This is a genomic window from uncultured Granulicatella sp. (assembly GCF_963516875.1).
In the GTDB taxonomy this organism is placed as follows: Bacteria; Bacillota; Bacilli; order Lactobacillales; family Aerococcaceae; genus Granulicatella.
On record NZ_CAUQCL010000008.1, the window covers coordinates 46428 to 71306 of the forward strand.

Here is a 24879-nt window from a genome sequence, read left to right on the forward strand (position 1 = left end):
ACGATTCTCCTTAACGGTTGTCCACTTTTTCAGGATATAAATCATGATTCATCATACGGTGGTCTGCTACTTGTTCCCATTTAGTTCCTGGTTTTCCATAGTTACAATATGGATCAATAGAGATTCCTCCACGAGGTGTAAATTTGCCCCAAACCTCAATATATTTTGGATCCATTAATTTTACTAAATCTTTCATAATGATATTCATGCAGTCTTCATGGAAATCTCCACGATTTCTAAAGCTAAATAAGTATAATTTTAAAGACTTGCTTTCTACCATACGTTCTCCTGGAACATAGCTAATATAAATTGTCGCAAAGTCAGGTTGACCTGTAATTGGACATAATGAAGTAAATTCTGGACAATTAAATTTTACAAAATAATCGTTTTCTGGATGTTTATTTGGGAATGACTCTAGCACTTCTGGTGCATAATCATCACGATAAACTGTTTTACTTCCTAAGTGTGTAATTTCTCCCATTTCTTCGTTTTTTCTCATTATTATTCCTTCTTTCCGGACTTATAAGCAAAAAATCCCTGAAAAACACCATCGTTTTCCAGGAATCTATTGATCATTTCATGTTCAAATAAGCCCTAGTTTTGTTTATAGACAGGATGGTTACGAACTGTCTGACAAATATTCTACCATAAATGAAACGGATTGACTAGTCTTGAACTAAGCGATGTATCCATTTTTGTGAATAAACACGGTAAAGTCCGACGACTACTTTTGTCGCTTCTTCCATTCCTGCACAAATGACAACTAGAGTAACAGGTAAATGCCACACTCCTGCTGCTAAAAGTGACAATGGGACGCCGACTAACCAAACACAACTCATTTCTAATTTCATTCCATAATGAGTATCGCCACCACCTCTTAATACTCCTACAACAATAATGGAATTAATTGTTTTTAAAACAAAAATAATACCCATCACTTGTAATAATTGTTGACCTAGGCTATACACTTCTGGACTAATATGCCCAAATAATAATAATGTCCATTGTGGAGTTAGACTTTCAACAGCACCAATGATAACACCCGTTATAATGGATAAAATAATAAATCGATTCGCATCTTTTTTCGCTCGATCAATTTTATTTTTCCCAATACTTTGCCCAAGCATAATACTACAACTACTTCCTAGTCCACGAACGATAACAAATGCTAAGCCTTGAATAGCAACTGCAATTTGCACCGCTGCAGTCGCTTGCGTTCCTACCATCGCATAAGCTACATTATAAAATACTTGCCCTAATGCCCAGAAAGTTTCATTGACAATTACTGGTAAAGTTGTTTTCCAATAAACTGTCCAAAATTCTTTTGGAATCTTTTGCAAATGTCGAATCGGAATTTGAAGTGGACCTTGATATCGTTTGATAACAAACACTAATACTCCAATTTCAATCAATCTCGCTACAACGGTTCCTAATGCTGCTCCGACAACTCCCATTGCTGGCAATCCTAATTTCCCAAAAATGAAAATATAATTGAAGAAAGCATTGGCGACAAAACTACTCATTGTTGCCACTAATGGAACTTTTGGATTTCCCGTACTTCTTAAAGCACTTCCTAAAGAAAAACTCCATGCAGTAATGACATATGTTAAGGCAGCTACACGTAAATAGTCCCCACCTGCTTGAACAACAGCTGCATCTTTCGTAAATAATTCTAAAATTCCATAAGGGAATAACATGGCAACAAGCATAAATGCCACAGAAATCGCTGTAGACAACATTAAACTTGCCTGATTAATTTTTCGAACTTGAGGAACATCCCTCACACCCCAATATTGAGCGAACAAAACTGAGGAACCAGTGTTAATCCCAAAACAAATTAATGTAAATAAGAAAAACACCTGATTCGCTAATCCCACACCCGCAATACTCGCATCTCCAAGAGAGGAAATCATCATCGTATCTAATGTGTTCAAAAATGAAGTTAGTAAACTTTGCAATGCAACAGGTATCGCAATCGCAAACATTTGTTGATAAAACGCCTTTGAATTCATCTCATCCTCCTTTTATTTTGTATAAATTTTCAAAATTATTTACTCTTTCACTATTCTATACTTTTAGGGAACTTCTTTCAATTGATTGTATGACTAAACTGTTTTATCCCTTAAAATTTGATTTTGCCCTTAAAAACAGTTAAAATTTAAGGGATAACAATAACTTTAAGGGGAAAAATATGAGAAATTTTAATTATAATGAAATCAAAAACAATCTTTGGGATTCAGAAATCTTAGGATTAGTTTCAGCCATTTATAAATATCAAGGCAAGCAAGAATTATACTTAAAACAAAGACCTGAAGAACTAAATCGATTAATTGAAATTGCAAAAATCCAAAGTACAGAAGCCTCTAATGAGATTGAAGGAATTGTTACAACTAGTACAAGATTGAGAGAATTAGTAGAAGAAAAAACAACTCCTCGAAATAGAAATGAACAAGAAATAGCTGGTTATAGAGATGTATTAAATATTATTCATGAGAATTTTGATGTTATTCCAATTTCAAAAAACTATATTCTTCAAATGCACAAAATGTTGTATAGTCATATGAACAATCCAATGGCAGGTCAAACTAAAAATGTTCAAAATTATATTAGTGCCACTTATCCTGACGGATACACCGAAGTTTTATTCACTCCATTATCGCCCTTAGAAACACCTAATGCACTAGAAAAAATTTGTGACGAATATAATGTGATTATTGGCAATATGGAAGTTGATCCACTTATTGCCATCCCCATTTTTATTCATGATTTTCTTTGTATCCATCCTTTTAATGATGGAAATGGCAGAATGAGTCGATTATTAACAACCTTACTTTTATATAGAAGTGGATTTTATGTTGGAAAGTATATTTCTCTAGAAGCCATTATAGCGAAGAATAAACCAGAATATTATACTTCCTTAAATATTGCCGGAAAAGGTTGGCATGATGAAAAAGAAGACAATATACCTTTCATCAAATACTTACTAGGAATTATTCTATCAGCATACCAAGCATTTGAAGATCGTTTTTCAATTGTTGAAGAAAAAATGCCTGCATTAGAAATGGTTAGAAAAGCAACTTATCAAAAATTAGGACGATTTACAAAACAAGATATCCGTGAACTTTGTCCAACACTTAGTGTAAGTTCTATTGAATTAGCTTTAAGAAAACTAATTTCAGAAGGAGAAATCAAACGAGAAGGTAGCGGAAGATCAATAAATTATGTAAGATTAAACTAGTACCCCAAACAAAAAAAGGATGAGTGACTCATCCTTTTTTTGTTTGACTTAATTAGATTCCAGGTGCTTCATTTAAGTGTGCACGTAGCATCCAAATAATTTTTTCAATATCTCCTTTGAAGCCGATGCAGATATCTTGTGAAACATCATCGCCTTCTTCTCCAGCTGTTTCTAAACCTTCTTGGTATAACCCTCTTAAGTATTCATATCCTACTAATAAATGTCTTACCCATTCATCAATTGAACGTTCGTAAGATGCAGGAATATCTTGAATTTTAGTGTTATCCGCAAATTCACGTAATGTTGAATATGGCGCTCCCCCAATAGTGATTAAGCGTTCTGAAACTTCGTCTAATTGCTCGTTGATTTCATCCATTAATTTATCCATTGCTGGGTGTAATGTTAAAAATCCACGTCCACGCATATACCAGTGTACTTGGTGAATAATTGCTGCTTGTTGACTTAAGTCAGCTACTAATTGATTTAATACTAATTTTGTTTTTTCTTTTGACATTTGTCATTCCCCCTTTATGAATATAGTATATCACAGAATAGAATAATTCTAAACTAGAATGCTCATTTTTTTATATTTTTTTAAGAAAAAAGAGATAAATGGATTTTTCGCTGTAGCCTTAACAATGAGACTCGCAACAGCTAGACTGCTTGCGTCCTTCGCCACACCAAGACAAAGTCCAATCTCTTCACCATATTCTCGTATACACACGTCCAAATAAATGGACTTTTCGTAGTAGTAAACGTAAGAGTAACCGACAGAGTTACTCTTACTCGGGGAAAATCGAGACTTAGGCTCGATTTTTAGCTAAGAGACTCGCAAGGCGAGGCTACTAGCGTCCCTTACTACTACAGACAAAGTCCAATCTCTTTCACTTCACTCTCATACACATACGTCCAAATAAATGGACTTTTCGCTGTAGCGTTAATACTAGAAGCCACACTGGCTTCTAGTACAGGAAAACTTGAGACCTTAGGCTCAAGTTTTAGCAATGAGACTCGCAACAGCGAGGCTGCTTGCGTCCTTCGCTACAACAGAAAAGTCCAATTTAAGTCATTACTGGACAGAATAATTAGGCGCTTCTTTGGTTATTTGTACGTCATGTGGATGACTTTCTCTCAATCCAGCACCACTCATACGAATAAATTGCGTATTTTCACGAAGCTCCTCTAAATTATGCGCCCCAACATAACCCATACCAGAACGTAAACCACCAATCATTTGATAAATAATATCACTAGCAGCTCCTTTATACGCTACACGACCTTCAATTCCTTCTGGAACACGCTTATTCGCTTCATTTTTTGATTGGAAATAACGATCACTGGATCCATTTTCCATGGCCGCTAAGCTACCCATTCCACGATATGTTTTAAAACGACGTCCTTGATAAATCTCAAATTCACCTGGAGATTCATCCGTTCCTGCTAATAAACTACCTAACATCACTACATGCCCACCAGCAGCAATTGCCTTTACAATATCTCCAGAATATTTAATACCACCATCAGCAATAATCGCTTTTCCATATTCTCTTGCAACTGTCGCAGCATCATAAATCGCAGTCAGTTGTGGTACACCCACACCTGCGACCACACGTGTCGTACAAATCGAACCAGGTCCAATCCCTACTTTTACAACATCCACTCCCACTTCAAATAAAGCACGAGTACCTTCTGCTGTAGCAACATTACCTGCAATTATCGTTGCATCTGGGAATGTTTTACGAATTTCTTTAATTTTACGGATAACTCCTGCACTATGCCCATGTGCTGTATCGATAACAATAGCATCTACCCCAGCTTCTATTAAAGCTTTTGCACGTTCAAAAGTATCCGAAGTAATGCCGACTGCTGCGGCTACTAATAATCGTCCATGTTCATCCTTAGCCGAATTTGGGAATTCGATCACTTTTTCAATATCTTTAATCGTAATTAATCCTGATAAATTTCCTTTTTCATCTACTAGAGGAAGTTTTTCAATCTTATGTCTTTGTAAAATACTTTCTGCTTCTTTTAAAGAAGTTCCAACTGGTGCAGTAATTAATGGTTCCTTTGTCATCACTTCTTCAATTTTAATCGAATAATCTGTAATGAAACGCAAATCACGATTCGTTAATATACCGACTAATTTTTGATTCTCAAATGATTCCACAATTGGGACACCACTAATACGATATTTTGCCATCAATTCTTCTGCTTCTTGCACAGAATGTTTCGGAGTTAGGAAAAATGGATTCAAAATAACGCCACTTTCAGAACGTTTTACTTTATGCACTTCTTCTGCTTGCGCTTCAATCGACATATTTTTATGAATAACTCCTAACCCACCTTGACGTGCAATCGCAATTGCCATTGTTGAATCTGTGACAGTATCCATACTAGCACTCATCAATGGAATTTTTAATAATAAATTCTTTGCAAGTTGTACTTGTAAATCCACATCATTTGGTAGTACATGACTTTCTGCTGGAATTAATAGTACATCATCAAATGTATAACCTTCTTTTTGAAACTTTGTTTCCCACATGGACATATTGGAGACCTCCTAGAATCTGTAATTTTTAATAGCTAATATACCATGAATAGAATAAAATGCAAGTAGTTTTTCATTAGAAAACGGTTAATTTATGAACATTATTCATACTTTCTGTTAAAATTATTCTTATTTTCTAAATTTACACTCCAATATTTTTTCATTTCAATATCTGTGCTACAATATATACTAACAAAGGGGGATTATGATGAGATAACTCATTTACATGGTGGCAAGTATAGCATTTTTAACAGCTTGTCACTCTCAGACAACAACAGAAAACAAACCAGAAACAACTCAAGCAACTACTACGACTGAACAAACTACTGCAACTGCTAAAAAAAGTAATGGTCAAGCAGATTTATCTTTAGGAATTCAAATGGTCGTGAACAAAAAACACAAACTACCTGCTGACTATAACCCAGGAGAAAATCCACTCGCAGGAGAGAAAATTAGAGAACTGATTAAAAAAATGCAAGAGTTAGGTTTTAGCATTAGTAATCAATATAGCGGATTTCGTTCCTATGACTATCAAACTCAACTGTATCAAAACTACGTAAATAAAGATGGAAAGGAAGCAGCAGACACTTATTCTGCTCGCCCAGGATATAGTGAACATCAAACGGGGCTTGCTTTTGATATTTTAAATGGGGCCGGTGGATTATTAGGAGAAAATCCTCAAGATGAAAAAGCTATTGAATGGTTGCATAGTCATGCTCATGAATATGGCTTTATTGTAAGATTCCAAGAAGGAAAAGAAGCCATTACAGGTTATCAAGCAGAAGCGTGGCATTTAAGATATGTTGGAGATATCGCAGAAAAAATCTACACATCAAAACAAACATTAGAAGAATATTTTGGAGTAGAAGGCGGCAATTACGCCGATTGATAATGAAAAATCCGTTAATCGGGAATGATTAACGGATTTTTCATATCTTTAATAAATCTGACAGTCAGTTACAATGGAATGTTGTTTTTCTTTTAATGACTCCAAGCGTTCTTGGTATAAACTTGGAAATGTTGTCAGTCTTGCTCTTAATGGGGCAATTTTTAATGCAGAAACTAAATAGTCTACAAACAATAAACAATTATTTCTCCACATTGTATACAATTTAAATTGTGTTTTTCTAAATTTATAAAAAGTTACCGGCATGCATTGTACCATAAAATACGCATACATCTCTTCTAACTTTTCACTGACAGGATTAAACGAACAAATATCATCTGGTGGAGACCAAGTGAAAGATTCCTTCAATATTTTTTCCAAACGATTTTTAATTAATTGAATTTGTTCATCGGTTACTTCTAAACTATAAATGTATAGCGTTTTTTGGTAATGTCTCTTACAAAATTTAAAATAATCTTCTCTTGGTGCTTTTAATAGGACACCTTCACCTCTAGCTCCATTTAAAATACAAGCTAGTTCATCATAATTTCCATAAGAATACACATAACCTTCAATACAAATATCTACATGCCCTAACACTCCCATGCCGATTTCCATTGCATGGACAATAATTTCTAACTTTGATTTTGCTTCCGGAATTGGTCTAGCTAGACTAGTATCCACTTGAGATAAGTCCATTAATGGTAATAAACGAATCCCTTTTTCTACAATTCTTTCTCCCAATTTTACCATATTGAAAGAGATACACCTCGATTCATTTAAGATATCGTTGTTATTATAACATAAGAAAAGCCATTTCGTTACAAAAATCAAAAAACTCCGACAAAACTTGTCGGAGAAAAAAAGGATAGAGTTTATTTACTTTGGGAAGTAAATATATTCTTTTGGAATACCTAAAGTATACACTTGATTTGTGAAGATTTTATGACGAAACTATGCTATTTTCATATTTTTACCAACCTTGTGCAGCATGTAATCCTGCAACATATCCTGTTACAAAGGCTGATGTAATATTATATCCACCGGTATAGCCATGAATATCTAATAATTCTCCACAGAAATATACTCCTTGAGTGATTTTTGATTCTAAAGTTTTTGGATCCACTTCTTTTAATTGAACGCCCCCACCTGTCACAAAACCTTTTTCAATTGGTAGACTTCCATTAACTGTAAATCTAAAATCTTGAATAACATTTAGCAATTGTTGGGTTTCTTGTTCAGTCATTTTCCCAATGACTTTTTGTGAAGATAGTCCAATTTGTTCAATTAAAAATTCCGCATATCGTTCAGGCATCCACTCTTTTAACGGTGTCTTTATAGTCTTTTGTGGATTATTTTCTTTCCATTCTTGCCATTTTTCTAATAATTCCTGTTTGGTTAAATCAGGTTGTATATTTAGTGATATCGTAACTTCTTTAATATTGTCTTTTTGTTGAACTTGATGAACAAAGCTTGAGCAACGTAATACAGCTGGACCACTGATCCCAAAATGCGTAAAAATCATATCCATTTGATGCGTCACAACTGCTTTTCCTTTTTGATTCAATACACTTAAAGCAACATTTTTTAAAGAAAGTGCTCGTAATACGCCTTCTTTAATGAAAGTTTCCTGACTTGTTAGAGGGACTTCTGTGGCAAATAATGGAGTAATGGTATGCCCTACATTCCGAGCGATTCCATACCCATCTCCAGTGGATCCTGTTTTTGGATAAGATTTTCCACCTAGCGCTAAAATCACCGCATCTCCTTCGATTCTTTCACCAGTATCTAATTCGACTGCTGAAAAGTGTTCTTCTTCTAGTCGAATCGCTTTGACTTTTACATTTGTTCTTACTTGTATGCCTAATCGTTTAATTTCTTCGATGAAGGTATTCAAGATTGTTTTAGCGGAATCGGATACTGGAAACATTCTTCCGTGGTCTTCTTCTTTTAATTGGACTCCTCGGTTTTGGAAAAATTCAATAATGTCTTGGTTATCGAATTGGGAAAAGGCGCTATGTAAGAAGCGTCCGTTTCCTGGGATATGTTTAATGATTTCGTCTCTTGAACGAATGTTTGTTACGTTGCAACGGGTTCCGCCTGTTAATAATAATTTTCGTCCTAAGTTTGGATTTTTTTCTAGTAGAATTACTTCTGCTCCTGCTAATGCTGCACTAACGCTTGCCATTAATCCGCTCGTTCCTCCACCTACTACAATGACTTTCATAAATTCTCCTTTGTATCTTTATTCGTAATTTTACTATAAGGGAAATGATACTTGACCGTCAAACTATAAGGTGAATAAAGAGAAAATACTTCTCAATATAGTAACAAAGGACGGCAGCAACCTTGTCTCGCAAGTCTCATACCTAAAATTCGAGCCTCGGTCTCGAATTTTCCTTACTATGGGAAGTATTTTCTCTTTATTCATTACGCCCTCTCATATATATACCCCTAACAAAAAAAGACTTGCCGTTGTAGCATTCACATTATTCTATCCGCTACTACTATAGCTAAAGTCTTATTCATTACGCCCATTCATTTATATGATCCACAACCTGAAAAAAACTTGCCATAGTAGTATTAGTCCAATAAGTCAAATATTGGCTTATTGGACAGGAAAATTTGAGACCTAGGCTCAAATTTTAGGCATGAGACCGCAGGGCTGCTGCCGTCCTCTACTACTATAGCTAAAGTTTTATTCATAAAAATTTTTTATTTTACAAAATCCACCAAAAATCCATAGCCTTTTTCTTCCATCTCTGCCAACGGAATAAAACGAATAGCGGCACTATTAATGCAGAAACGTAATCCACCTTTGTCTTGAGGTCCATCATCAAAAACATGCCCTAAATGAGAATCCGCAATACGACTACGAACTTCAATTCGTTTCATATTAAAACTTGTATCTTCCTTATAAGTCACTACTTCTGAAGAAATAGGTTTTGTAAAACTTGGCCATCCACAACCAGAATCAAACTTATCTTTTGAAGAGAAAAGTGGTTCCCCCGTTACTACATCAACATAAATTCCTGGTTCATGATTGTCCCAATACTCATTTGAAAAAGCCATTTCTGTACGATTTTCTCTCGTAACTGCATATTGTTCTTTTGTTAGTGTCTTTTTCAACGTATCTTCATCTGGGATTGGATATAAACTAGGATCAATGACTGGATCATTTGCTTTATTCACATCAATATGACAATAGCCATTTGGATGTTTCTTTAAATAATCTTGATGGTAATCTTCTGCAACAACAAAGTTTCTAAGATTTTCTCTTTCAATCGCTACTTTTTTGCCTAATTGTTCTTCTTTTTCTGCTACTACCTGCTCAATAATTTCTTTATCATCATCATTTTGATAATAAATTCCTGTTCGATATTGACGACCTACATCATTACCTTGTTTGTTGACTGATAGTGGATCAATCACTCTAAAGTAATATAATAAAATTTCTCGAAGAGATACAACTTTTGCATCATAAGTAATTTTTACTGTTTCTGCATGATCTGTATCATGTATTAATTGATAATTTGTAGTTTCTACTTTTCCATTTGCATACCCACTAACTGCATCTTCTACTCCATTAATTCTTGAGAAATATTCTTCTAATCCCCAAAAACAGCCGCCTGCTAGATAGATTTCCTTCAACTCTTTTTCTCCCTTATTTTCTGATTTATTAACCTTTTGCTGGTTAATAATAGAACTAACCTTTTTCTCAATTGGATTTCCGTTTCCTAGATTAGTTAACGGAGAAGAATAAACAAAATAATAAGAAGCAATCAGCAATACAATTAACGTTACGACTCCAATCAATATTTTTTTATCCATTATACCCACTCCCTAGATTTTACTGAGATATTTTGAATCTATTAATTATTCATGTATTCTACTAAATATTAAGGATAAAATACTTTTAGGTATAGTAACAAAGGACGGTAGCAGCCTTGCTGTTGCAAGTCTCATACCTAAAATTCGAGCCATAGTCTCAAATTTTCCTTCCCATAGTAACCACTCCATGGTTACTATGGGCCTTGTTACTATGAAAAGTATTTTCTCTTTATTCACTTGGACGATTCTAACAAAAACTAGAAAAGACTTGTCGTTGTAGTATTAGTCCAATAAGTCAGATATGGCTTATTGGACAGGAAAATTTGAGACCTAGGCTCAAATTTTAGCAATGAGACAGCACTGCTGGCTGCTTGCGTCCTCCTACTACAACAGCTAAAGTCTTATTCATAAATAAATTTACATCTTATCAAGATACTTCTGTATATCCTCATTTGCTAAATGCCCCGGATGTACTTGCACTAATTCTCCATTTTGATTAATAAAAACAGATGTTGGATATCCAATGACTCCTACTTGTTTAAAGAAATCTGGAGTTTCTGCCATTAATACAGGTAAATTTTTATACTCTAATCCTGAAAACCATTCTTTAAAATCTTCAGCTTTTTTCTCACGATTCACACCAGGTGCTACCACGCTTAAAATGACTGTATCCTCTGAATGATTGGCTGCCAACTCATCCACTTCAGGTAGTCCTGCTAAACATGTTGGACACCATGAAGCCCAAACTTTGATATACACTTTTTTACCTTTATAATCTGATAAATTAACTGTTTTTCCATCAAAAGTTTTAAATGAAGCTTCTAATACTTTTTTTGTAGCACTTTTTTCTTTTGAAACAGTTTCAGTAGAAGGCTTCGTTGTTTTTGCTTGCTGATTACCCATCGGTTGACAAGCTCCTAATAATAAACTAGCTCCAATACATACATATTTCCATTTCATTTTTCATTCTCCTATCTTTATAAAAATAATACTTGTAATTGTTGGATAATAATCCAAACACCCATTGCAATAATAACAATCCCACCAATTTTCTTTAATAAGAATAATTGTTTCTTCGCAAGATTGAAGGCTTTCATTGCAGCAGTTGAAGCAATCGATAACACTAAAAATGGAATGGATAAGCCTAAAATATACATTCCTAATAAAAACATTCCATAAAAAACACTCGCTTGTTGAGTTGCGACAATTGTTAAAACAGAACTTAATACAGGTCCTACGCAAGGTGTCCAGCCAAAACTAAAACTCAACCCTAGTAAATAACTACTCCATAATGAATGCTCATTTTTTGTCTCAAACTGCACTGTTTTTTGTTTTTGTAAAGTTGTTAATTGAAATACTTCCATTTGATGTAAGCCTAATAAAACAATAATCGTTCCTAATACTAAATGGAAATAAGGATTATACAATAATTGACCTAAAAAACTAGCTGCAAATCCTAATACAAAAAATATCGTTGAAATTCCTGCTACAAATAGAAAAGTTCGAACAACTGGTAATAGTGCAATTTCAAACTTTCCAATTCTAATACTTCGATTTCCTCTTTCACTCATTAAAACTCCAAAATAAACTGGAAACAGTGGTAACACACATGGCGAGAAGAATGATAATAATCCCGCAACAAAAATGCTCCCCCATAATAAAATATCCATATATACACCTCTTCTTAATAATAGATACCTTCATTATAATCATTTATCCCCAAAGAAAACATAAATATGCTTACACAAAAAAATGAAGTAGAATCTCTACTTCATCTTTCGATCAATCTTAAGCTTCATAAACTTTTTTTCCATTAATATAAGTCGCTACGACCTGTGTTTTTAAAATTTCTTCTGGACTTTCGTCTAAGAAATTTTTCGATAAAATAACAAAGTCTGCAAAATTTCCTACTTCTAATGTTCCGATATCTAATCGACTAAGGGATTTTGCTGCTCCATTTGTATGAGCAAATAAAGCTTCTTGAGCACTAATTCTTTGCTCAGGCATCAATGCTGGATTAGGAAGTCCTTCTATTGTTTGACGAGCTACCGCAAAATACATCGTTTCAAATGGAGTTATATTTAGCACTACCGGAGTATCCGTTCCAAATGCTAAAGTTGCTCCATGTTGAATAAAGGATTTGAATAGAAACATTTGTTTTGCACGAATTTCTCCAACTTCTTCATCTAATGTTTCATACCCCACTAATAAGTGGCTTGGTTGAACTGAAACAATAAGAGATTTTTGAGCTGTCAGCGGCAAGTCCTTTGGATCCATTACTTCTAAATGCTCAATCGTATTAAATTTATATGGCTTATCAAAAGGATATTTTTCTTGCGCTTGTTTAAAATTCAATAATGTTAATTCAACTGCTCTATCTCCAACAGTATGAATACGCATTGGCCAACCTTCTTGATTGGCTAATAAAGTCAATCGTTCCATTTTTTCTTCCGTTAAAAGTGGTCCTCCCACATCTCCTTCAAAAAATGGCATTGGATATGGTTCCTTTAAGTAAGCTGTATGCGAACTTGTCACTCCATCATAAAACTGTTTCACGCCACCCATTTGCAACATTGGAGATTGGTAAGTTTGATAACAACGACGATTTTCTTCCACTTCTTCACGCATCGCTGGGAAAAAGCTTACTCGAACCGTTGCATCATCTTCTACACTAGCATACAATTTTGGATAAACAATATCATCAGGGCTTTCTCCTGTTAACGCAACATCGCCAACTGCTGTGATTCCCATCGCATTCAAATGTTTCATATAGTCTAATAACGCTACTTTAGACTCAGCTTCATAAATTGCCAGCACTTTGGATAAATAATAAATCGCAATCGCTTCTAAAAAGACTCCTGTTAATTCACCATCTTTTTTAACAGCTTCTCCACCAATTTCAGAAGGAATGTTTTCACTCGTTAACCCTAATTCTTCTAATGCTTTTGTATTCAACCAAATCGTGTGTGCATCTCCAGCAATCAAGCATATTGGAACTTCAGTGGAAGCTTCGTCTAAATCTTCTTTTGTTGGTAACACTTGTTGTCCAAAATCACTTGCATACCAACCAATTCCAATTTTCCATCCATTATAAACAGGAATTTCTTTTGCTTGGGCAATGACTTCTTCAATCGAAGGAGCTCCGACTGCTTTCATCTTTCCTAAATGAATTAAGCTGGATAAATATAAATGGACATGCGCATCAATAAATCCAGGAGTAACCATTTGATTCCCTGTATCAATGATTTCTCCGTCTACTTCTTCATGATAAGGAAGAATAGCTGCAATCTTCCCATCTTTTATTTCTAATATTCCTTCAATCGTTTCTTTTGAATCTCCAATAAAGAGATGTTTACTTTTAACAAAATAATGCATATTATAACTCCATTTTAAAATTTAAAAAGGCATCATTGTAGTTAGAAATCCATTCTGTTCCAAGATATTCATAATGCTCTAAACTTTCAATAACTTCTTGTGATGGATAAAAAGTCTCATCTGAAACCACTTCTTCATCTAACAACTCTTTGGCAGCTTCATTTGGTGTAGCATAACCTACAAATACTGCATTTCTAGCTGCATTTTCAGGACGAAGCATAAAGTTAATAAACGCATACGCTCCTTCAATATTTTCCGCATTATATGATAACGCAAAGTTATCCGTCCAAACAGCACTTCCATCTTGTGGTAAAATATATTTCACCGCTGGATTCGTTTCTGCTACAGCAGCTGCATCTCCTGAATAACCAATTCCAATTGGCGCTTCTTCTAATTTCATCATTGTTTTAATCTCTTCATTTAACACAGCACGTACATTTGGATTTAATGCTTTAATTTTTAATTCTGCTTCTTTTAATTGCGCTGCATCTTTTGAATTGAGTGAATATCCTAATGACTGCAATGCTAATCCCATTGTTTCACGATTTCCATCTAGTAATAAAATTTTATTACGAAATTCGCTATTCCATAAATCATTCCAAGTTGTAATACTTTCTGGATCGATATATTTTGTATTCACCATAATTCCAACAGTCCCCCAGAAATAAGGAACTGTATATTGATTTCCAGGATCCACTGGGCTATTTAATAAAAATGGTGAAATATTTTCTAATCCTTGAATTTTAGAATGATCCAATGGCTGTAATAAATTTTGATTTACTAATTTTGTAATACTCGATTCACTTGGAAATACGATATCATAACGAGTACCACCTTGTTTTAATTTTGCTTCCATTGCATCATTTGAATCAAATGTTTCATAGATCACTTGAGTATTCGTTTCCGCTTCAAATTCTTTTATTAATTCTGGATCAATATAATTTCCCCAGTTAAATAAATAGAGTTGCTGTTTTTCACTTGAAGCTGTCTCATCAGCTGCAATTTCTTTTACTTGAATATATTTTTTCACTCCTAATAGTAATAGGATAACGACAATAATCGATAGGATTAAAGATACTAATTTTTTCATGAAAAACCTCATTTCTCTCATATTCTGTTACAATAACTTGATAGTAATAAAATATCGCTTTCACGTCAACTAGTACGGTATAAAAATATAAAAACATCCATTTAAACAGAAGTCTTACTTAAACGGATGCTCATTGTTGAATATTTTAGTTAAAAAAATTGTCACATTCAACTAATCTACCCCTTAAAACCTCCTTGTTTTGTTTCAATAATTTTCATGGCTGAGCGTATAATATGAAACTCATCAATTAACTTTCCAATTAACTCATAGTTCCGTTGAGATAACTTACCCGATAAGATTTTATGAGAATATTGATGAAAAGACTCTAGATTTCTTTAATACTCATTAACATCTCCTTTGCATCTTTATGGCGATATTTGTGAGAAAGATGTGCTAGTTCTTCAGTAAATAACGCAATATTATTTTCATGAATTGTTATTTTCTTACCTTCATCTACAATATCATTCGCTTCATAACAAGTTAAAAATTTTTGTTCAATGGTATTACAAATAAATACGACACCTAATTGTGAAATATATTTTTTCTCTTCTGGATGCTGTTCTTCATTTTTATTATACTCTACTAAACTTCCAATTTGTCTACTCACCCATTTTGGAAGTTATTCATTGCTTACTTCAAAACTCTCCTGTGCTCTTTGAGCAAAATGATCTGTCCATGTATAATTCGGTCCAAATGAAAGGCCCATAACATTACTCCTTTACATCCATAAATTTCATGTCACGAGAACTTATTCCCTTACATTATTTCTCCTAACTCTTATTCCCCCCTATATATTTCTATTCAGCAAACTTTCCTCCTCTCATCTCCCATCAATCATTTTGATTAGAAAAAACATTTGTGAATAAATTCTCAATTAGTTTTATCAATACTCTTTCTGATTTTCAATAGAGAATTCAAAATAAAACAAAAACTCTCACTTGCCAGGTAAACAAGTGAGAGATAGGATGGCTACATTTCGTCTGGAGATTCTACTCCTAAAATTGCAAGACCTTGTTTTAAGATAACAGCTGTTGCTTCCACTAATGCTAAACGAGCATTTAGCCCTTCATCTTCTTGTAAGATACGGCTGTTTGCATAATATTTATTGAAGGCTTGCGCTAGAGAAATTACATATTTAGAAATCACAGAAGGTTCAAATTTGCTTTCTGCATATTTCACAATATTTGGATAATTTTCAATTTGTTTTAATACTTCCCATGCATAGTCATCTTCTAATTCTAATGCTTGAGATAAATCAACTGAAACTCCTGCTTTTCTTAAAATACTCATTGCACGAGCACGAGTATATTGAACATAAGGTCCAGTTTCTCCTTCAAATTGAACAACTTCTTCTAAATTGAAGTCGAAACTATTTGTACGATCATTTTTCAAATCGTGGAAGATTACCGCACCGACCCCAACTTGTTTTGCAACTTGTTCTTTGTTAGGTAAGTTTGGATTTTTAGCTTCAATTTGTTTTAAAGCTAATTCTACAGCTTCGCTTAATACTTCTTCTAATAAGACAATTTTACCTTTACGTGTTGATAATTTTTTACCACCTAAAGTAATTAAACCAAATCCGATATGGATCATATTTTCTTGCCAATCACGACCCATTTCATTTAATACAGCTTTTAATTGTTTGAAGTGGTGTGCTTGTTCATTCCCTACAACATAAATGTTTTTAGCGAAATCATAAGTTGCTTTACGGTAATGTGCTGCTGCTAAGTCACGAGTCATATATAATGTAGCACCATCTGATTTTTTAATTAATGCAGGTGGTAAATCATATTTATCTAAGTGAACAACAGTTGCTCCACGGTCAATTGTAGTAATTCCATTTTTTTCTAAATATTCTACAATTGGATCCATTTTATCATTATAGAAAGCTTCACCATTATAAGAATCAAATGTAATCCCTAATACATCATAAATACGGTTGAATTCTTTTAAGGATTCAGATTTAAACCAATTCCATAATTCTTCGGCTTCAGCATCGCCATCTTCTAATTTTTTAAACCACGCACGTCCTTCATCTTCTAAAGTACTATCGTTTTCTGCTTCATCATGGAATTTAACGTATAAACGTAATAATTCTGCGATTGGTTCATTTTCAACGGCTTCTTTTGTTCCCCATTTTTTATAAGCAACGATTAATTTACCGAATTGTGTTCCCCAGTCTCCTAAATGGTTCACTTTAATTGGGTTATAGCCAACTTTTTTCTCTAAGTTAACGATAGCATTCCCGATTACTGTTGAACGTAAGTGTCCCATTGACATTGGTTTTGCAATATTTGGACTTGACATGTCAACTATAACATTACGTCCTTGACCAAAATCAAAGTTACCATATTCTTCTCTTTGTTCTAAAACAGTGTGTAATGTTTCATCTGCAAATTTACCTTTTGAAAGGAAGAAGTTTGCATAAGGTCCCATTGCTACTGCTTGACTAATATGTTCATCTGCAACTGCTTCAACGATTTCTTGTGCAATGGCTTGAGGTGCTTTACGCAATACTTTTGCAAGTGAAAATGCTGGGAAAGCTAAATCTCCTTGTTCTGCATATTTTGGAACTTCAATCATTTTATAAATTTCTTCAAACGATAAATGTTCGCTAATTGTTTTATGAATTTGTTCTGCGACCATTTTTTTGTAATCCATTTTGACACTCCTTTTGTTTGTATAAATAAAAAAGACCCTAATCAAGCAACCTTGACTAGAGACGAGATAACCCGTGGTACCACTCTTATTGTTTAAAATATTAAACCACTTTAAACTTTTTTAACGGTAAGCGACCGGATTACTCTACTATCTTCGAATAATCATTTCCAAAGTGCGTTTCATTTACTTCATCATGACTGGCTTCCACCACCCCAGCTCGCTAAAACAGATATCCATAAACTACTCTCTTCTTCATAAATGTTTATTATTTATACGACGATTATAACAAGCGACAGAAAATTTGTCTAGTAATTTTATAAGAAACTTTATAACCCCAAAAAGAAAAGACTTTACATAGTACAGGAAAAATTGAGACCTTAGGCTCAATTTTTAGGCATGAAACAGCAAAGCTGTTTGCTGCCGTCCCCTATTCAAAGAATAAATTATTAACGTACCCTCATAAATAACCGTTCAATAAGAAAAGACTTTGCATAGTAGCATGAGTAATATAATCTGCAAAGTCAGATTATATTACAGGAAATTTCGAGACCAAGGCTCGAAATTTAGCAATGAGACAGCCATAGCTGGCTGCTTGCGTCCTTCTGCTACTATAAAGCAAAGTCTAATTCGAAATCATTAGTTGCGGAAAATCTTAGCCTCCAAGAACAGATCATTATACAATCCTAACAACTCAGAACCTAGATTCTCATACACTTCCATATTTTCCATCTGCTCATCCGAAGGATAAAAAGTCTCATTACTTGTTACCTCTTCCGGCAATAACTCTAACGCATCCTTATTTGGAGTCGAGTATCCAACATATTCCGCATTTTTAGCAGCCACATCCGGTCTCAATAAAAACGAAATAAAACGATACGCACCCTCATAATTTTTAGCCGTTTTAGGAATCACAATATTATCAAACCATAAGTTTGTTCCCTCTTCCGGTAAAACATACGTTAAATTCTCATTCTTTTCCAACATCTTGGCAGCTTCTCCAGAGAATGATACCCCAATCGAAGCTTCCTCTAATGCCATATATGTTTTCATTTCATCTGCAATAATCGCTTTAGCATTTGGCATCAATGTTTTCAAGAATTTCCCTGCATCTTTCACTACTTCAGGATCCTTCTCATTTAAAGAATAACCTTGTGTTTGAAGTGCAATTCCCATCATTTCTCTAGCACCATCAATAAATAAAATTGAATCCCTGTAATCCTCTTTCCATAAATCAGACCACTTTGTAATTTCGCCTTCATCAATATTTTTGGTGTTGTAAATAATTCCTAAAGTTCCCCAGAAATATGGAATACTATAACGATTATTTGGGTCAAAACTTTTATTCAAGAATTTCTCATCTAAATGTTCCATTCCTTCAATTTTTGAATAATCTAGTGGTACTAATAAATCTTCTTTTAACATTTTATGAATGGCATATTCACTTGGAATCGCAACATCATAATTTGTTCCACCTTGTTTGATTTTTGTATACATCGCTTCATTTGAATCAAAAGTCTCATAAATCACTTTATAACCTGTTTCTTCTTCAAACTGAGTAATTAAACTAGGATCAATATAATCTCCCCAGTTGTAAACAATAATCGTATCAGGGCTACCAGCAATAGCTGTTTCAAAATTTTTTCTAAATAGAAACAATCCTAAACTTGCGACTAAAATTGCTCCAATAAACATCATTAATCGCTTCATAAAGCTACCCCCTTCACTAAATCATTCTCAGCATTCTTTTGATTTAATCGTTTTGCTTGGTATTGTTGAATGAAATAATATCCAATCACTAAAACTAATGAGAATAAGAACATTAATGTACTTAATGCATTAATTTGTAAACTAATTCCTTGACGAGCTCTTGAATAAATTTCAACTGCAATTGTTGAGAATCCATTTCCTGTTACGAAGAAAGTTACTGCAAAATCATCTAACGAATACGTAAATGCCATAAAGAATCCACTTAAAATACCAGGTGTAATCGATGGTAAAATAATACGTGTTAATACTTGTGAACTTGTTGCCCCTAAGTCACGTGCTGCAGTAATCATCGAACGATTCATCTCTGTTAATTTTGGTAACACCATTAATACAACAATCGGAATATTAAAAGCAATATGCGAAAGTAGTACAGACCAAAATCCTAATTTAAAACCAATAAATGTAAATAAAATTAATAAACTTGCCCCGATAATTACATCTGGAGAAACTAATAAAATATTATTCATTCCAAGAACAAATTGTTTTCTTCTATTTGAACGAATGAAATCAATCATAATTGCCCCAAGAGTCCCAATAATTGTTGCAAATAGCGCAGATAATAACGCTAAAATTAAAGTATCAATAACGATTCCAATTAATCTTGTATCCCCAAGAACAGCTTGATAATGCTCTAAAGTAAACGATTGGAAATCATTCATTCCTCCACCACTATTGAATGAATAATAAATCAAATAGAAAATTGGAGCATATAGTACTGCAAATACAAATACTAAATAAGCATTTGATAACCAATGATTTTTTTCTAACTTCATTATGCTTCTCCTCCTTTTCTACGATCACGTGTTACAAACATTAATACAATCATCGCTACAATTAAGACAACCCCAATTGTTGAACCCATTCCCCAGTTTTGTGTTACTAAGAAATGTTGTTCTACAGCAGTTCCTAATGTAATCACACGATTTCCTCCAATTAAACGAGTTAACATGAATAGTGATAGTGATGGGATAAATACTGCTTGAACACCACTTCTTACACCGCTCATCGTTAATGGAATGACAACATTTTTTAATGTTTGCCAAGGAGTTGCACCAAGGTCACGACTAGCTGCAATTAATGAACTTGGTAATTCTTGTACTGCATTGAAAATCGGTAAAATCATAAATGGTAATTCAATATATGCAGCTACTGTTAGGAAACTAAAATCCGTAAATAAAAATTCTTTAGGAGCAATTCCAAATAATGATAAAAATTGATTTACAGTACCCGTTTGACTAAAAATACCAATAAATGCATAAGCTTTTAATAATAAATTCACCCAAGTTGGTAAAATAATTAATAATAACCATAAATTTTTATGTTTTGTTTTACTTAAAAAGTAAGCTGTTGGATAACTCACAACTAAAGTTACTAATGTAACTAAAAATGCATACCACACTGAGTTAAATGTCATTTCTAAATAATTACCAGAAGTAAAATAATTCGTATAATTTCCAAGTGTTAATTGATTATTAATATTGAAAAATGATTTATAAAAAATCATCGCCAACGGAGTCACTACAAATAATGCTAACCATAAAAGATATGGAATAGAAAAGAACATACGAGAATTTTTAGTCATTGCTATCGTCCTCCACTTCCTCGTAGCTTTCTAGACGTGCATCAAATTCTTCTTCACTTTCACCAAAACGCATTACGTGAATATCTTGTGGCTCGAAGTATAAACCAACTTTTGCTCCCACTTCCGCTTTTTTCGTTGAGTGAATCATCCATTCATTTTTATTTTCGTCATAACAAATAATTTCATAGTGAACACCACGGAATAATTGAGTATCGACTTCAACCGTTAATTTCCCTTTATCCACACTAGTTAGAGATAAATCTTCCGGACGAATAACGATTTCAACTTTTTCATTTGGACGCATACCGGCATCGGCACATTCAAATTCTTTGCCAACAAATTCTACTAAGTAGTCTTCTTTCATAACACCAGCAACGATATTACTTTCTCCAATGAAGTCCGCAACGAAACGGTTAATTGGTTCATCATAAATATCTACTGGAGTACCTGATTGAATGATTTCTCCGCCATTTAATACAAAGATTTCGTCACTCATTGCAAGAGCTTCTTCTTGATCATGCGTTACGAAAATAAATGTAATACCTAAACGTTGTTGTAATTCACGTAATTCATACTGCATGTCTGTTCTTAATTTTAAGTCTAGCGCTGATAATGGTTCATCTAATAATAGAACTTCTGGTTCATTCACTAAGGCACGAGCAATCGCTACACGTTGTTGTTGTCCTCCAGACATTTGAACAATTTCACGTTTTTCATAACCTGATAATTGAACTAATTTTAACGCTTCAGAAACTTTTTGTTTAATCACATCTTCAGGTAATTTTTTCAAACGTAAACCGAATGCAATATTTTCGAACACATTCATATGAGGGAATAATGCATAATCTTGGAATACAGTATTTACTTTGCGTTTATTTGGTGGTAAATCTGTAACATCTTCTCCATTTAATGTAACTTTTCCAGTTGTTGCATCAGTGAAACCTGCAATAATACGAAGAATGGTAGTTTTTCCACATCCTGAAGGGCCTAATAATGTATAAAATTTCCCTTTCTCAATTTCAAAGTTAATATTTTTTAAAACTTGAGTATCATCATAAGATTTTGTAACATTTTCAAATGTAATAATTGTATTGTTGGACATGTTTTGTACCAATCCTTCCTTTTTATTATAAATATGAATTAGTTGCGACAATTAAGACCTTACCAGTTTCATTGCCAGCATTTTTTATTTGGTGTTTAGCAGAAGCTTCAAAATAAAAAGATTCTCCTTTTGAGACAACTTCTATTTGTTTTCCTACTTTTACCTGAACTTTACCTTCTAGAACATATCCAAAAGTTTCGGATAATGATGGTTCGAACACTTTGTATTCGCCTTTCGGTTGAAACTCCAAAATTACAGGTTCCATCTCATGTTCATTTGAATCCGGATTTAGCCAAGTCACGATTGTTTTATGTTTAGGATCTTCCATCACGGTCATATCTTCTGGACTATAAACGGTTAATGCCTCTTCTGGACCATCTTCAAAGAAATCCTTCGGTGCACATCCTAATACTTCTAAAATATCGAAAAATGTATCCATTGAAGGCGAACTTAAATCATTTTCCAATTGGGATATATATCCTTTTGATAAATCCGTCCTCTCGGCTAATTCTTCTTGAGTCAGTCCTTTTTGAACACGAAGTGCCTTTAATTGACTGCCAATTTCCATCTTACCCCTCCTTCATTTAAACATAAAGTTTAATAACACTATGACTCATTATACTCTAAGTTTAGTAATAGTCAACAATTTAATTTTAAAAAAGTAAAAAAAGAACCCTATACAATGTATAGAGTTCATACGAATAGATAAAGAAAATGAGCATACATAGTGCACTAAAGCCATGAAACCGCAGATTTGCTGCCGTCCTTTGCTACAGTATAAGAAGTCGGACTTTTTAACGTACCCTCTTATTATTTCCGTTCAAACAGAAACGACTTCTTACAGTAGCATTGGTAATATAAGCCATTTTGGCTTATATTACTGGAAAAATCGAGACCAAGGCTCGATTTTTAGGTATGAGACCGCAGGGCTGCTACCGTCCATTGCTACAGTATAAGAAGTCAGTTTCTAGTCTTTTCCTTATTTTAAAAGAGCCTTCGCCATTGCTAAGCAACCAATTGTTGCTGCATTATTTCCTAAAGCTGGAGTCTGTAAATACTCATCCACAGAAGGATATCCAACATAACTATTCATTAATTTCTCGAATTCTTGTTTCACTTTTTTCAATAAATGAGTTTGTTGCATAACTCCACCACCTAAAACAATTACTTCAGGCGCTAAAATTAATGTTGTATTATAAATACATTGAGCAGCATAGTAAGCTTCAATATCCCAAATCGGATCAGTAGGCTCTAATTCAAATGCAGGACGACCAGCTTTTTCTTGTAAAGCAGGCCCAGCTGCTAACCCTTCTAAACAGTCTGAGTGAAAAGGACAAACACATTTAGCTGTATCTTCTGGATGACGTTTTACAATCATGTGACCCATTTCAGGGAAGTTCATTCCACCAACAAATTCCCCACGTTGAATGGCTCCGCCACCAACACCGGTTCCAAATGTATAATAGACTAAACTTTCTAAGTCTTTTCCATGACCAAAATAATATTCTCCATATGCAGCAGCATTCACATCTGTAGTCCAATTAATAGGCACATTTAAATGACGTTTTAATTCACCAATGAAATCAAAATTTTGCCATGCTAATTTAGGAGTAGAAGTAATATAACCAAATGTAGCAGATTTCTTATTACTATCAATAGGTCCAAAAGCGCCTACTCCAACTGCTTCTAATTCATTTTCATACTTTTTAAAAAATTCAAAAACCTTTGGTAAAGTTTCTTCTGGAGTAGTTGTTGGAATTGAAATTCTTTCTAAAACTTCCATATTATGATTTCCAATTGCACAAACAAACTTTGTACCACCAGCTTCGATACTACCTAATACCATATATAATTCCTCCAATAATTTAATAACTATATTATATACAAAAAAAGACAAGTAAGCTAGCACTTACTTGCCGATGAATCGGGAATACAGGATTCGAACCTACGACCCCTTGGTCCCAAACCAAGTGCTCTACCAAGCTGAGCTAATTCCCGATAATGCACCCAACAGGAGTCGAACCTGTAACCGCTTGATTCGTAGTCAAGTACTCTATCCAATTGAGCTATGGGTGCTACTTATTCACTTATATATAGAAAAAATGCACCCAACAGGAGTCGAACCTGTAACCGCTTGATTCGTAGTCAAGTACTCTATCCAATTGAGCTATGGGTGCAATTTTTATTCAATTGTATTGAAAATGCCGAGGGCCGGGGTCGAACCGGCACGGTCATCACTGACCGCAGGATTTTAAGTCCTGTGCGTCTGCCAATTCCGCCACCCCGGCATGGGCCATGGTTTATCATTGGCAAAGCGGAAGACGGGGTTCGAACCCGCGACCCCCACCTTGGCAAGGTGGTGTTCTACCACTGAACTACTTCCGCAATTTATTCATTTAAATGCCGGCTAAAGGACTTGAACCCTCGACCCTCTGATTACAAATCAGATGCTCTACCAACTGAGCTAAGCCGGCTAATTCTCAATAAGTGCGGGTGAAGGGACTCGAACCCCCACGCCTCTCGGCGCTAGATCCTAAATCTAGTGCGTCTGCCAATTCCGCCACACCCGCGAATTCTCGCTTGAGAATGAGTGATACAGGGCTCGAACCTGTGACCCTCTGATTAAAAGTCAGATGCTCTACCAACTGAGCTAATCACTCTTTATGATATGGAGGTTAACGGGATCGAACCGCTGACCCCCTGCTTGTAAGGCAGGTGCTCTCCCAGCTGAGCTAAACCTCCATAATATTTGAAAAGCGTGGCAACGTCCTACCCTCACAGGGGGAAACCCCCAACTAC

The 24879-nt window shown here is 34.4% G+C and carries 21 protein-coding genes, 9 tRNA genes and 1 other annotated feature; of the genes, 2 read left to right on the plus strand and 28 right to left on the minus strand.

The features are described from left to right. Window positions 1–10: 10 nt before the first annotated feature. Both queF and RWM24_RS04620 read right to left on the minus strand, forming a co-directional pair. The gene (gene queF, locus RWM24_RS04615; protein WP_006703907.1) at window positions 11–499 is read right to left on the minus strand and encodes a preQ(1) synthase; all 489 of its coding nucleotides are present in this window, start codon (window positions 497–499) and stop codon (window positions 11–13) included. 166 nt (window positions 500–665) lie between these two features. Continuing rightward, a complete protein-coding gene (locus RWM24_RS04620; RefSeq protein WP_314112045.1) occupies window positions 666–2012 on the minus strand; it encodes an MATE family efflux transporter in 1347 nt (448 codons plus the stop codon). Between the two features lie 179 nt (window positions 2013–2191). On the opposite strand from RWM24_RS04620, the gene RWM24_RS04625 reads away from it, so the two are divergent. Continuing rightward, on the plus strand, window positions 2192–3238 hold the full coding sequence (locus tag RWM24_RS04625; protein WP_314112046.1) for a Fic family protein: 1047 nt from the start codon (window positions 2192–2194) through the stop codon (window positions 3236–3238). A gap of 52 nt (window positions 3239–3290) precedes the next feature. On the opposite strand, the gene RWM24_RS04630 is transcribed toward RWM24_RS04625, so the two are convergent. Next, window positions 3291–3752 carry a DNA starvation/stationary phase protection protein gene (locus RWM24_RS04630; protein WP_314112047.1) on the minus strand — a complete coding sequence of 154 codons (462 nt, stop codon included), beginning with the start codon at window positions 3750–3752 and terminating at the stop codon, window positions 3291–3293. 555 nt (window positions 3753–4307) lie between these two features. After that, window positions 4308–5786 carry an IMP dehydrogenase gene (guaB, locus tag RWM24_RS04635; protein WP_314112049.1) on the minus strand — a complete coding sequence of 493 codons (1479 nt, stop codon included), beginning with the start codon at window positions 5784–5786 and terminating at the stop codon, window positions 4308–4310. 226 nt (window positions 5787–6012) lie between these two features. On the opposite strand from guaB, the gene RWM24_RS04640 reads away from it, so the two are divergent. Next, complete coding sequence (locus RWM24_RS04640; RefSeq protein WP_314112051.1) at window positions 6013–6675, plus strand: M15 family metallopeptidase; 663 nt, start codon at window positions 6013–6015, stop codon at window positions 6673–6675. 48 nt (window positions 6676–6723) lie between these two features. On the opposite strand, the gene RWM24_RS04645 is transcribed toward RWM24_RS04640, so the two are convergent. From RWM24_RS04645 to RWM24_RS04760, 24 genes are all read right to left on the minus strand, one after another. Continuing rightward, entirely contained in the window at window positions 6724–7425 is a 702-nt protein-coding gene (locus RWM24_RS04645) for a hypothetical protein (protein WP_314112052.1), read from the minus strand. 220 nt (window positions 7426–7645) lie between these two features. Beyond that, complete coding sequence (locus RWM24_RS04650; RefSeq protein WP_314112054.1) at window positions 7646–8899, minus strand: NAD(P)/FAD-dependent oxidoreductase; 1254 nt, start codon at window positions 8897–8899, stop codon at window positions 7646–7648. A gap of 488 nt (window positions 8900–9387) precedes the next feature. After that, a complete protein-coding gene (gene msrB, locus RWM24_RS04655; protein WP_399539364.1) occupies window positions 9388–10506 on the minus strand; it encodes a peptide-methionine (R)-S-oxide reductase MsrB in 1119 nt (372 codons plus the stop codon). 414 nt (window positions 10507–10920) lie between these two features. Beyond that, a complete protein-coding gene (locus RWM24_RS04660; RefSeq protein WP_314112058.1) occupies window positions 10921–11463 on the minus strand; it encodes a redoxin family protein in 543 nt (180 codons plus the stop codon). Window positions 11464–11480: 17 nt separating this feature from the next. After that, the gene (locus tag RWM24_RS04665) at window positions 11481–12173 is read right to left on the minus strand and encodes a cytochrome c biogenesis CcdA family protein (protein ID WP_314112059.1); all 693 of its coding nucleotides are present in this window, start codon (window positions 12171–12173) and stop codon (window positions 11481–11483) included. Window positions 12174–12291: 118 nt separating this feature from the next. Continuing rightward, window positions 12292–13878, minus strand: a complete 1587-nt coding sequence (locus RWM24_RS04670) for an amidohydrolase (protein ID WP_314112061.1) — start codon at window positions 13876–13878, stop codon at window positions 12292–12294. Between the two features lies 1 nt (window position 13879). Beyond that, window positions 13880–14968: a spermidine/putrescine ABC transporter substrate-binding protein gene (locus tag RWM24_RS04675; protein ID WP_314112062.1), complete on the minus strand. Its 1089-nt coding sequence runs from the start codon at window positions 14966–14968 to the stop codon at window positions 13880–13882. Between the two features lie 325 nt (window positions 14969–15293). Then, complete coding sequence (locus tag RWM24_RS04680; RefSeq protein ID WP_314112064.1) at window positions 15294–15575, minus strand: hypothetical protein; 282 nt, start codon at window positions 15573–15575, stop codon at window positions 15294–15296. A gap of 362 nt (window positions 15576–15937) precedes the next feature. Further along, entirely contained in the window at window positions 15938–17629 is a 1692-nt protein-coding gene (argS, locus tag RWM24_RS04685) for an arginine--tRNA ligase (RefSeq protein WP_314112066.1), read from the minus strand. A 54-nt stretch (window positions 17630–17683) separates the two neighbouring features. Next, window positions 17684–17894: a binding site (T-box leader), on the minus strand. A gap of 371 nt (window positions 17895–18265) precedes the next feature. Beyond that, the gene (locus tag RWM24_RS04690; protein WP_314112067.1) at window positions 18266–19336 is read right to left on the minus strand and encodes an ABC transporter substrate-binding protein; all 1071 of its coding nucleotides are present in this window, start codon (window positions 19334–19336) and stop codon (window positions 18266–18268) included. After that, window positions 19333–20169, minus strand: coding sequence for an ABC transporter permease (locus RWM24_RS04695; RefSeq protein ID WP_314112069.1), 837 nt, complete (start codon window positions 20167–20169; stop codon window positions 19333–19335). The genes RWM24_RS04690 and RWM24_RS04695 overlap by 4 nt, the downstream gene beginning before the upstream one ends. Next, on the minus strand, window positions 20169–20978 hold the full coding sequence (locus tag RWM24_RS04700) for an ABC transporter permease (RefSeq protein WP_314112070.1): 810 nt from the start codon (window positions 20976–20978) through the stop codon (window positions 20169–20171). The genes RWM24_RS04695 and RWM24_RS04700 overlap by 1 nt, the downstream gene beginning before the upstream one ends. Then, window positions 20971–22080, minus strand: coding sequence for an ABC transporter ATP-binding protein (locus tag RWM24_RS04705; protein WP_314112073.1), 1110 nt, complete (start codon window positions 22078–22080; stop codon window positions 20971–20973). The genes RWM24_RS04700 and RWM24_RS04705 overlap by 8 nt, the downstream gene beginning before the upstream one ends. Window positions 22081–22105: 25 nt before the next feature. Further along, window positions 22106–22648 (minus strand): XRE family transcriptional regulator, encoded by a 543-nt coding sequence (locus RWM24_RS04710; protein WP_314112075.1) that lies wholly within the window; start codon window positions 22646–22648, stop codon window positions 22106–22108. Window positions 22649–23059: 411 nt separating this feature from the next. Further along, window positions 23060–23926 carry an ROK family protein gene (locus tag RWM24_RS04715; RefSeq protein WP_314112077.1) on the minus strand — a complete coding sequence of 289 codons (867 nt, stop codon included), beginning with the start codon at window positions 23924–23926 and terminating at the stop codon, window positions 23060–23062. A 78-nt stretch (window positions 23927–24004) separates the two neighbouring features. Beyond that, window positions 24005–24078, minus strand: a tRNA-Pro gene (locus RWM24_RS04720). A 4-nt stretch (window positions 24079–24082) separates the two neighbouring features. After that, window positions 24083–24156, minus strand: a tRNA-Arg gene (locus RWM24_RS04725). 27 nt (window positions 24157–24183) lie between these two features. Further along, window positions 24184–24257 (minus strand) — tRNA-Arg (locus RWM24_RS04730). 25 nt (window positions 24258–24282) lie between these two features. Then, window positions 24283–24368, minus strand: a tRNA-Leu gene (locus RWM24_RS04735). A 25-nt stretch (window positions 24369–24393) separates the two neighbouring features. Then, window positions 24394–24465 (minus strand) — tRNA-Gly (locus tag RWM24_RS04740). A gap of 16 nt (window positions 24466–24481) precedes the next feature. Further along, window positions 24482–24554, minus strand: a tRNA-Thr gene (locus RWM24_RS04745). 14 nt (window positions 24555–24568) lie between these two features. Then, a tRNA-Leu gene (locus RWM24_RS04750) sits at window positions 24569–24650 on the minus strand. 17 nt (window positions 24651–24667) lie between these two features. After that, a tRNA-Lys gene (locus RWM24_RS04755) sits at window positions 24668–24740 on the minus strand. Between the two features lie 9 nt (window positions 24741–24749). Then, a tRNA-Val gene (locus tag RWM24_RS04760) sits at window positions 24750–24822 on the minus strand. Window positions 24823–24879 lie beyond the last annotated feature (57 nt).

Excerpts from the sequence above, each read along its gene's own strand:
- RWM24_RS04675 (WP_314112062.1), bottom strand. The coding sequence starts at position 14,968 with ATGAAAAAATTAGTATCTTTAATCCTATCGATTATTGTCGTTATCCTA.
- RWM24_RS04660 (WP_314112058.1), bottom strand. The coding sequence starts at position 11,463 with ATGAAATGGAAATATGTATGTATTGGAGCTAGTTTATTATTAGGAGCT.
- RWM24_RS04640 (WP_314112051.1), top strand. The coding sequence starts at position 6,013 with ATGGTGGCAAGTATAGCATTTTTAACAGCTTGTCACTCTCAGACAACA.
- RWM24_RS04645 (WP_314112052.1), bottom strand. The coding sequence starts at position 7,425 with ATGGTAAAATTGGGAGAAAGAATTGTAGAAAAAGGGATTCGTTTATTA.
- argS (WP_314112066.1), bottom strand. The coding sequence starts at position 17,629 with ATGGATTACAAAAAAATGGTCGCAGAACAAATTCATAAAACAATTAGC.
- RWM24_RS04665 (WP_314112059.1), bottom strand. The coding sequence starts at position 12,173 with ATGGATATTTTATTATGGGGGAGCATTTTTGTTGCGGGATTATTATCA.
- RWM24_RS04690 (WP_314112067.1), bottom strand. The coding sequence starts at position 19,336 with ATGAAGCGATTAATGATGTTTATTGGAGCAATTTTAGTCGCAAGTTTA.
- RWM24_RS04715 (WP_314112077.1), bottom strand. The coding sequence starts at position 23,926 with ATGGTATTAGGTAGTATCGAAGCTGGTGGTACAAAGTTTGTTTGTGCA.
- RWM24_RS04700 (WP_314112070.1), bottom strand. The coding sequence starts at position 20,978 with ATGACTAAAAATTCTCGTATGTTCTTTTCTATTCCATATCTTTTATGG.
- RWM24_RS04695 (WP_314112069.1), bottom strand. The coding sequence starts at position 20,169 with ATGAAGTTAGAAAAAAATCATTGGTTATCAAATGCTTATTTAGTATTT.
- RWM24_RS04705 (WP_314112073.1), bottom strand. The coding sequence starts at position 22,080 with ATGTCCAACAATACAATTATTACATTTGAAAATGTTACAAAATCTTAT.
- RWM24_RS04620 (WP_314112045.1), bottom strand. The coding sequence starts at position 2,012 with ATGAATTCAAAGGCGTTTTATCAACAAATGTTTGCGATTGCGATACCT.
- queF (WP_006703907.1), bottom strand. The coding sequence starts at position 499 with ATGAGAAAAAACGAAGAAATGGGAGAAATTACACACTTAGGAAGTAAA.
- RWM24_RS04670 (WP_314112061.1), bottom strand. The coding sequence starts at position 13,878 with ATGCATTATTTTGTTAAAAGTAAACATCTCTTTATTGGAGATTCAAAA.
- RWM24_RS04650 (WP_314112054.1), bottom strand. The coding sequence starts at position 8,899 with ATGAAAGTCATTGTAGTAGGTGGAGGAACGAGCGGATTAATGGCAAGC.
- RWM24_RS04625 (WP_314112046.1), top strand. The coding sequence starts at position 2,192 with ATGAGAAATTTTAATTATAATGAAATCAAAAACAATCTTTGGGATTCA.
- RWM24_RS04710 (WP_314112075.1), bottom strand. The coding sequence starts at position 22,648 with ATGGAAATTGGCAGTCAATTAAAGGCACTTCGTGTTCAAAAAGGACTG.
- RWM24_RS04630 (WP_314112047.1), bottom strand. The coding sequence starts at position 3,752 with ATGTCAAAAGAAAAAACAAAATTAGTATTAAATCAATTAGTAGCTGAC.
- guaB (WP_314112049.1), bottom strand. The coding sequence starts at position 5,786 with ATGTCCATGTGGGAAACAAAGTTTCAAAAAGAAGGTTATACATTTGAT.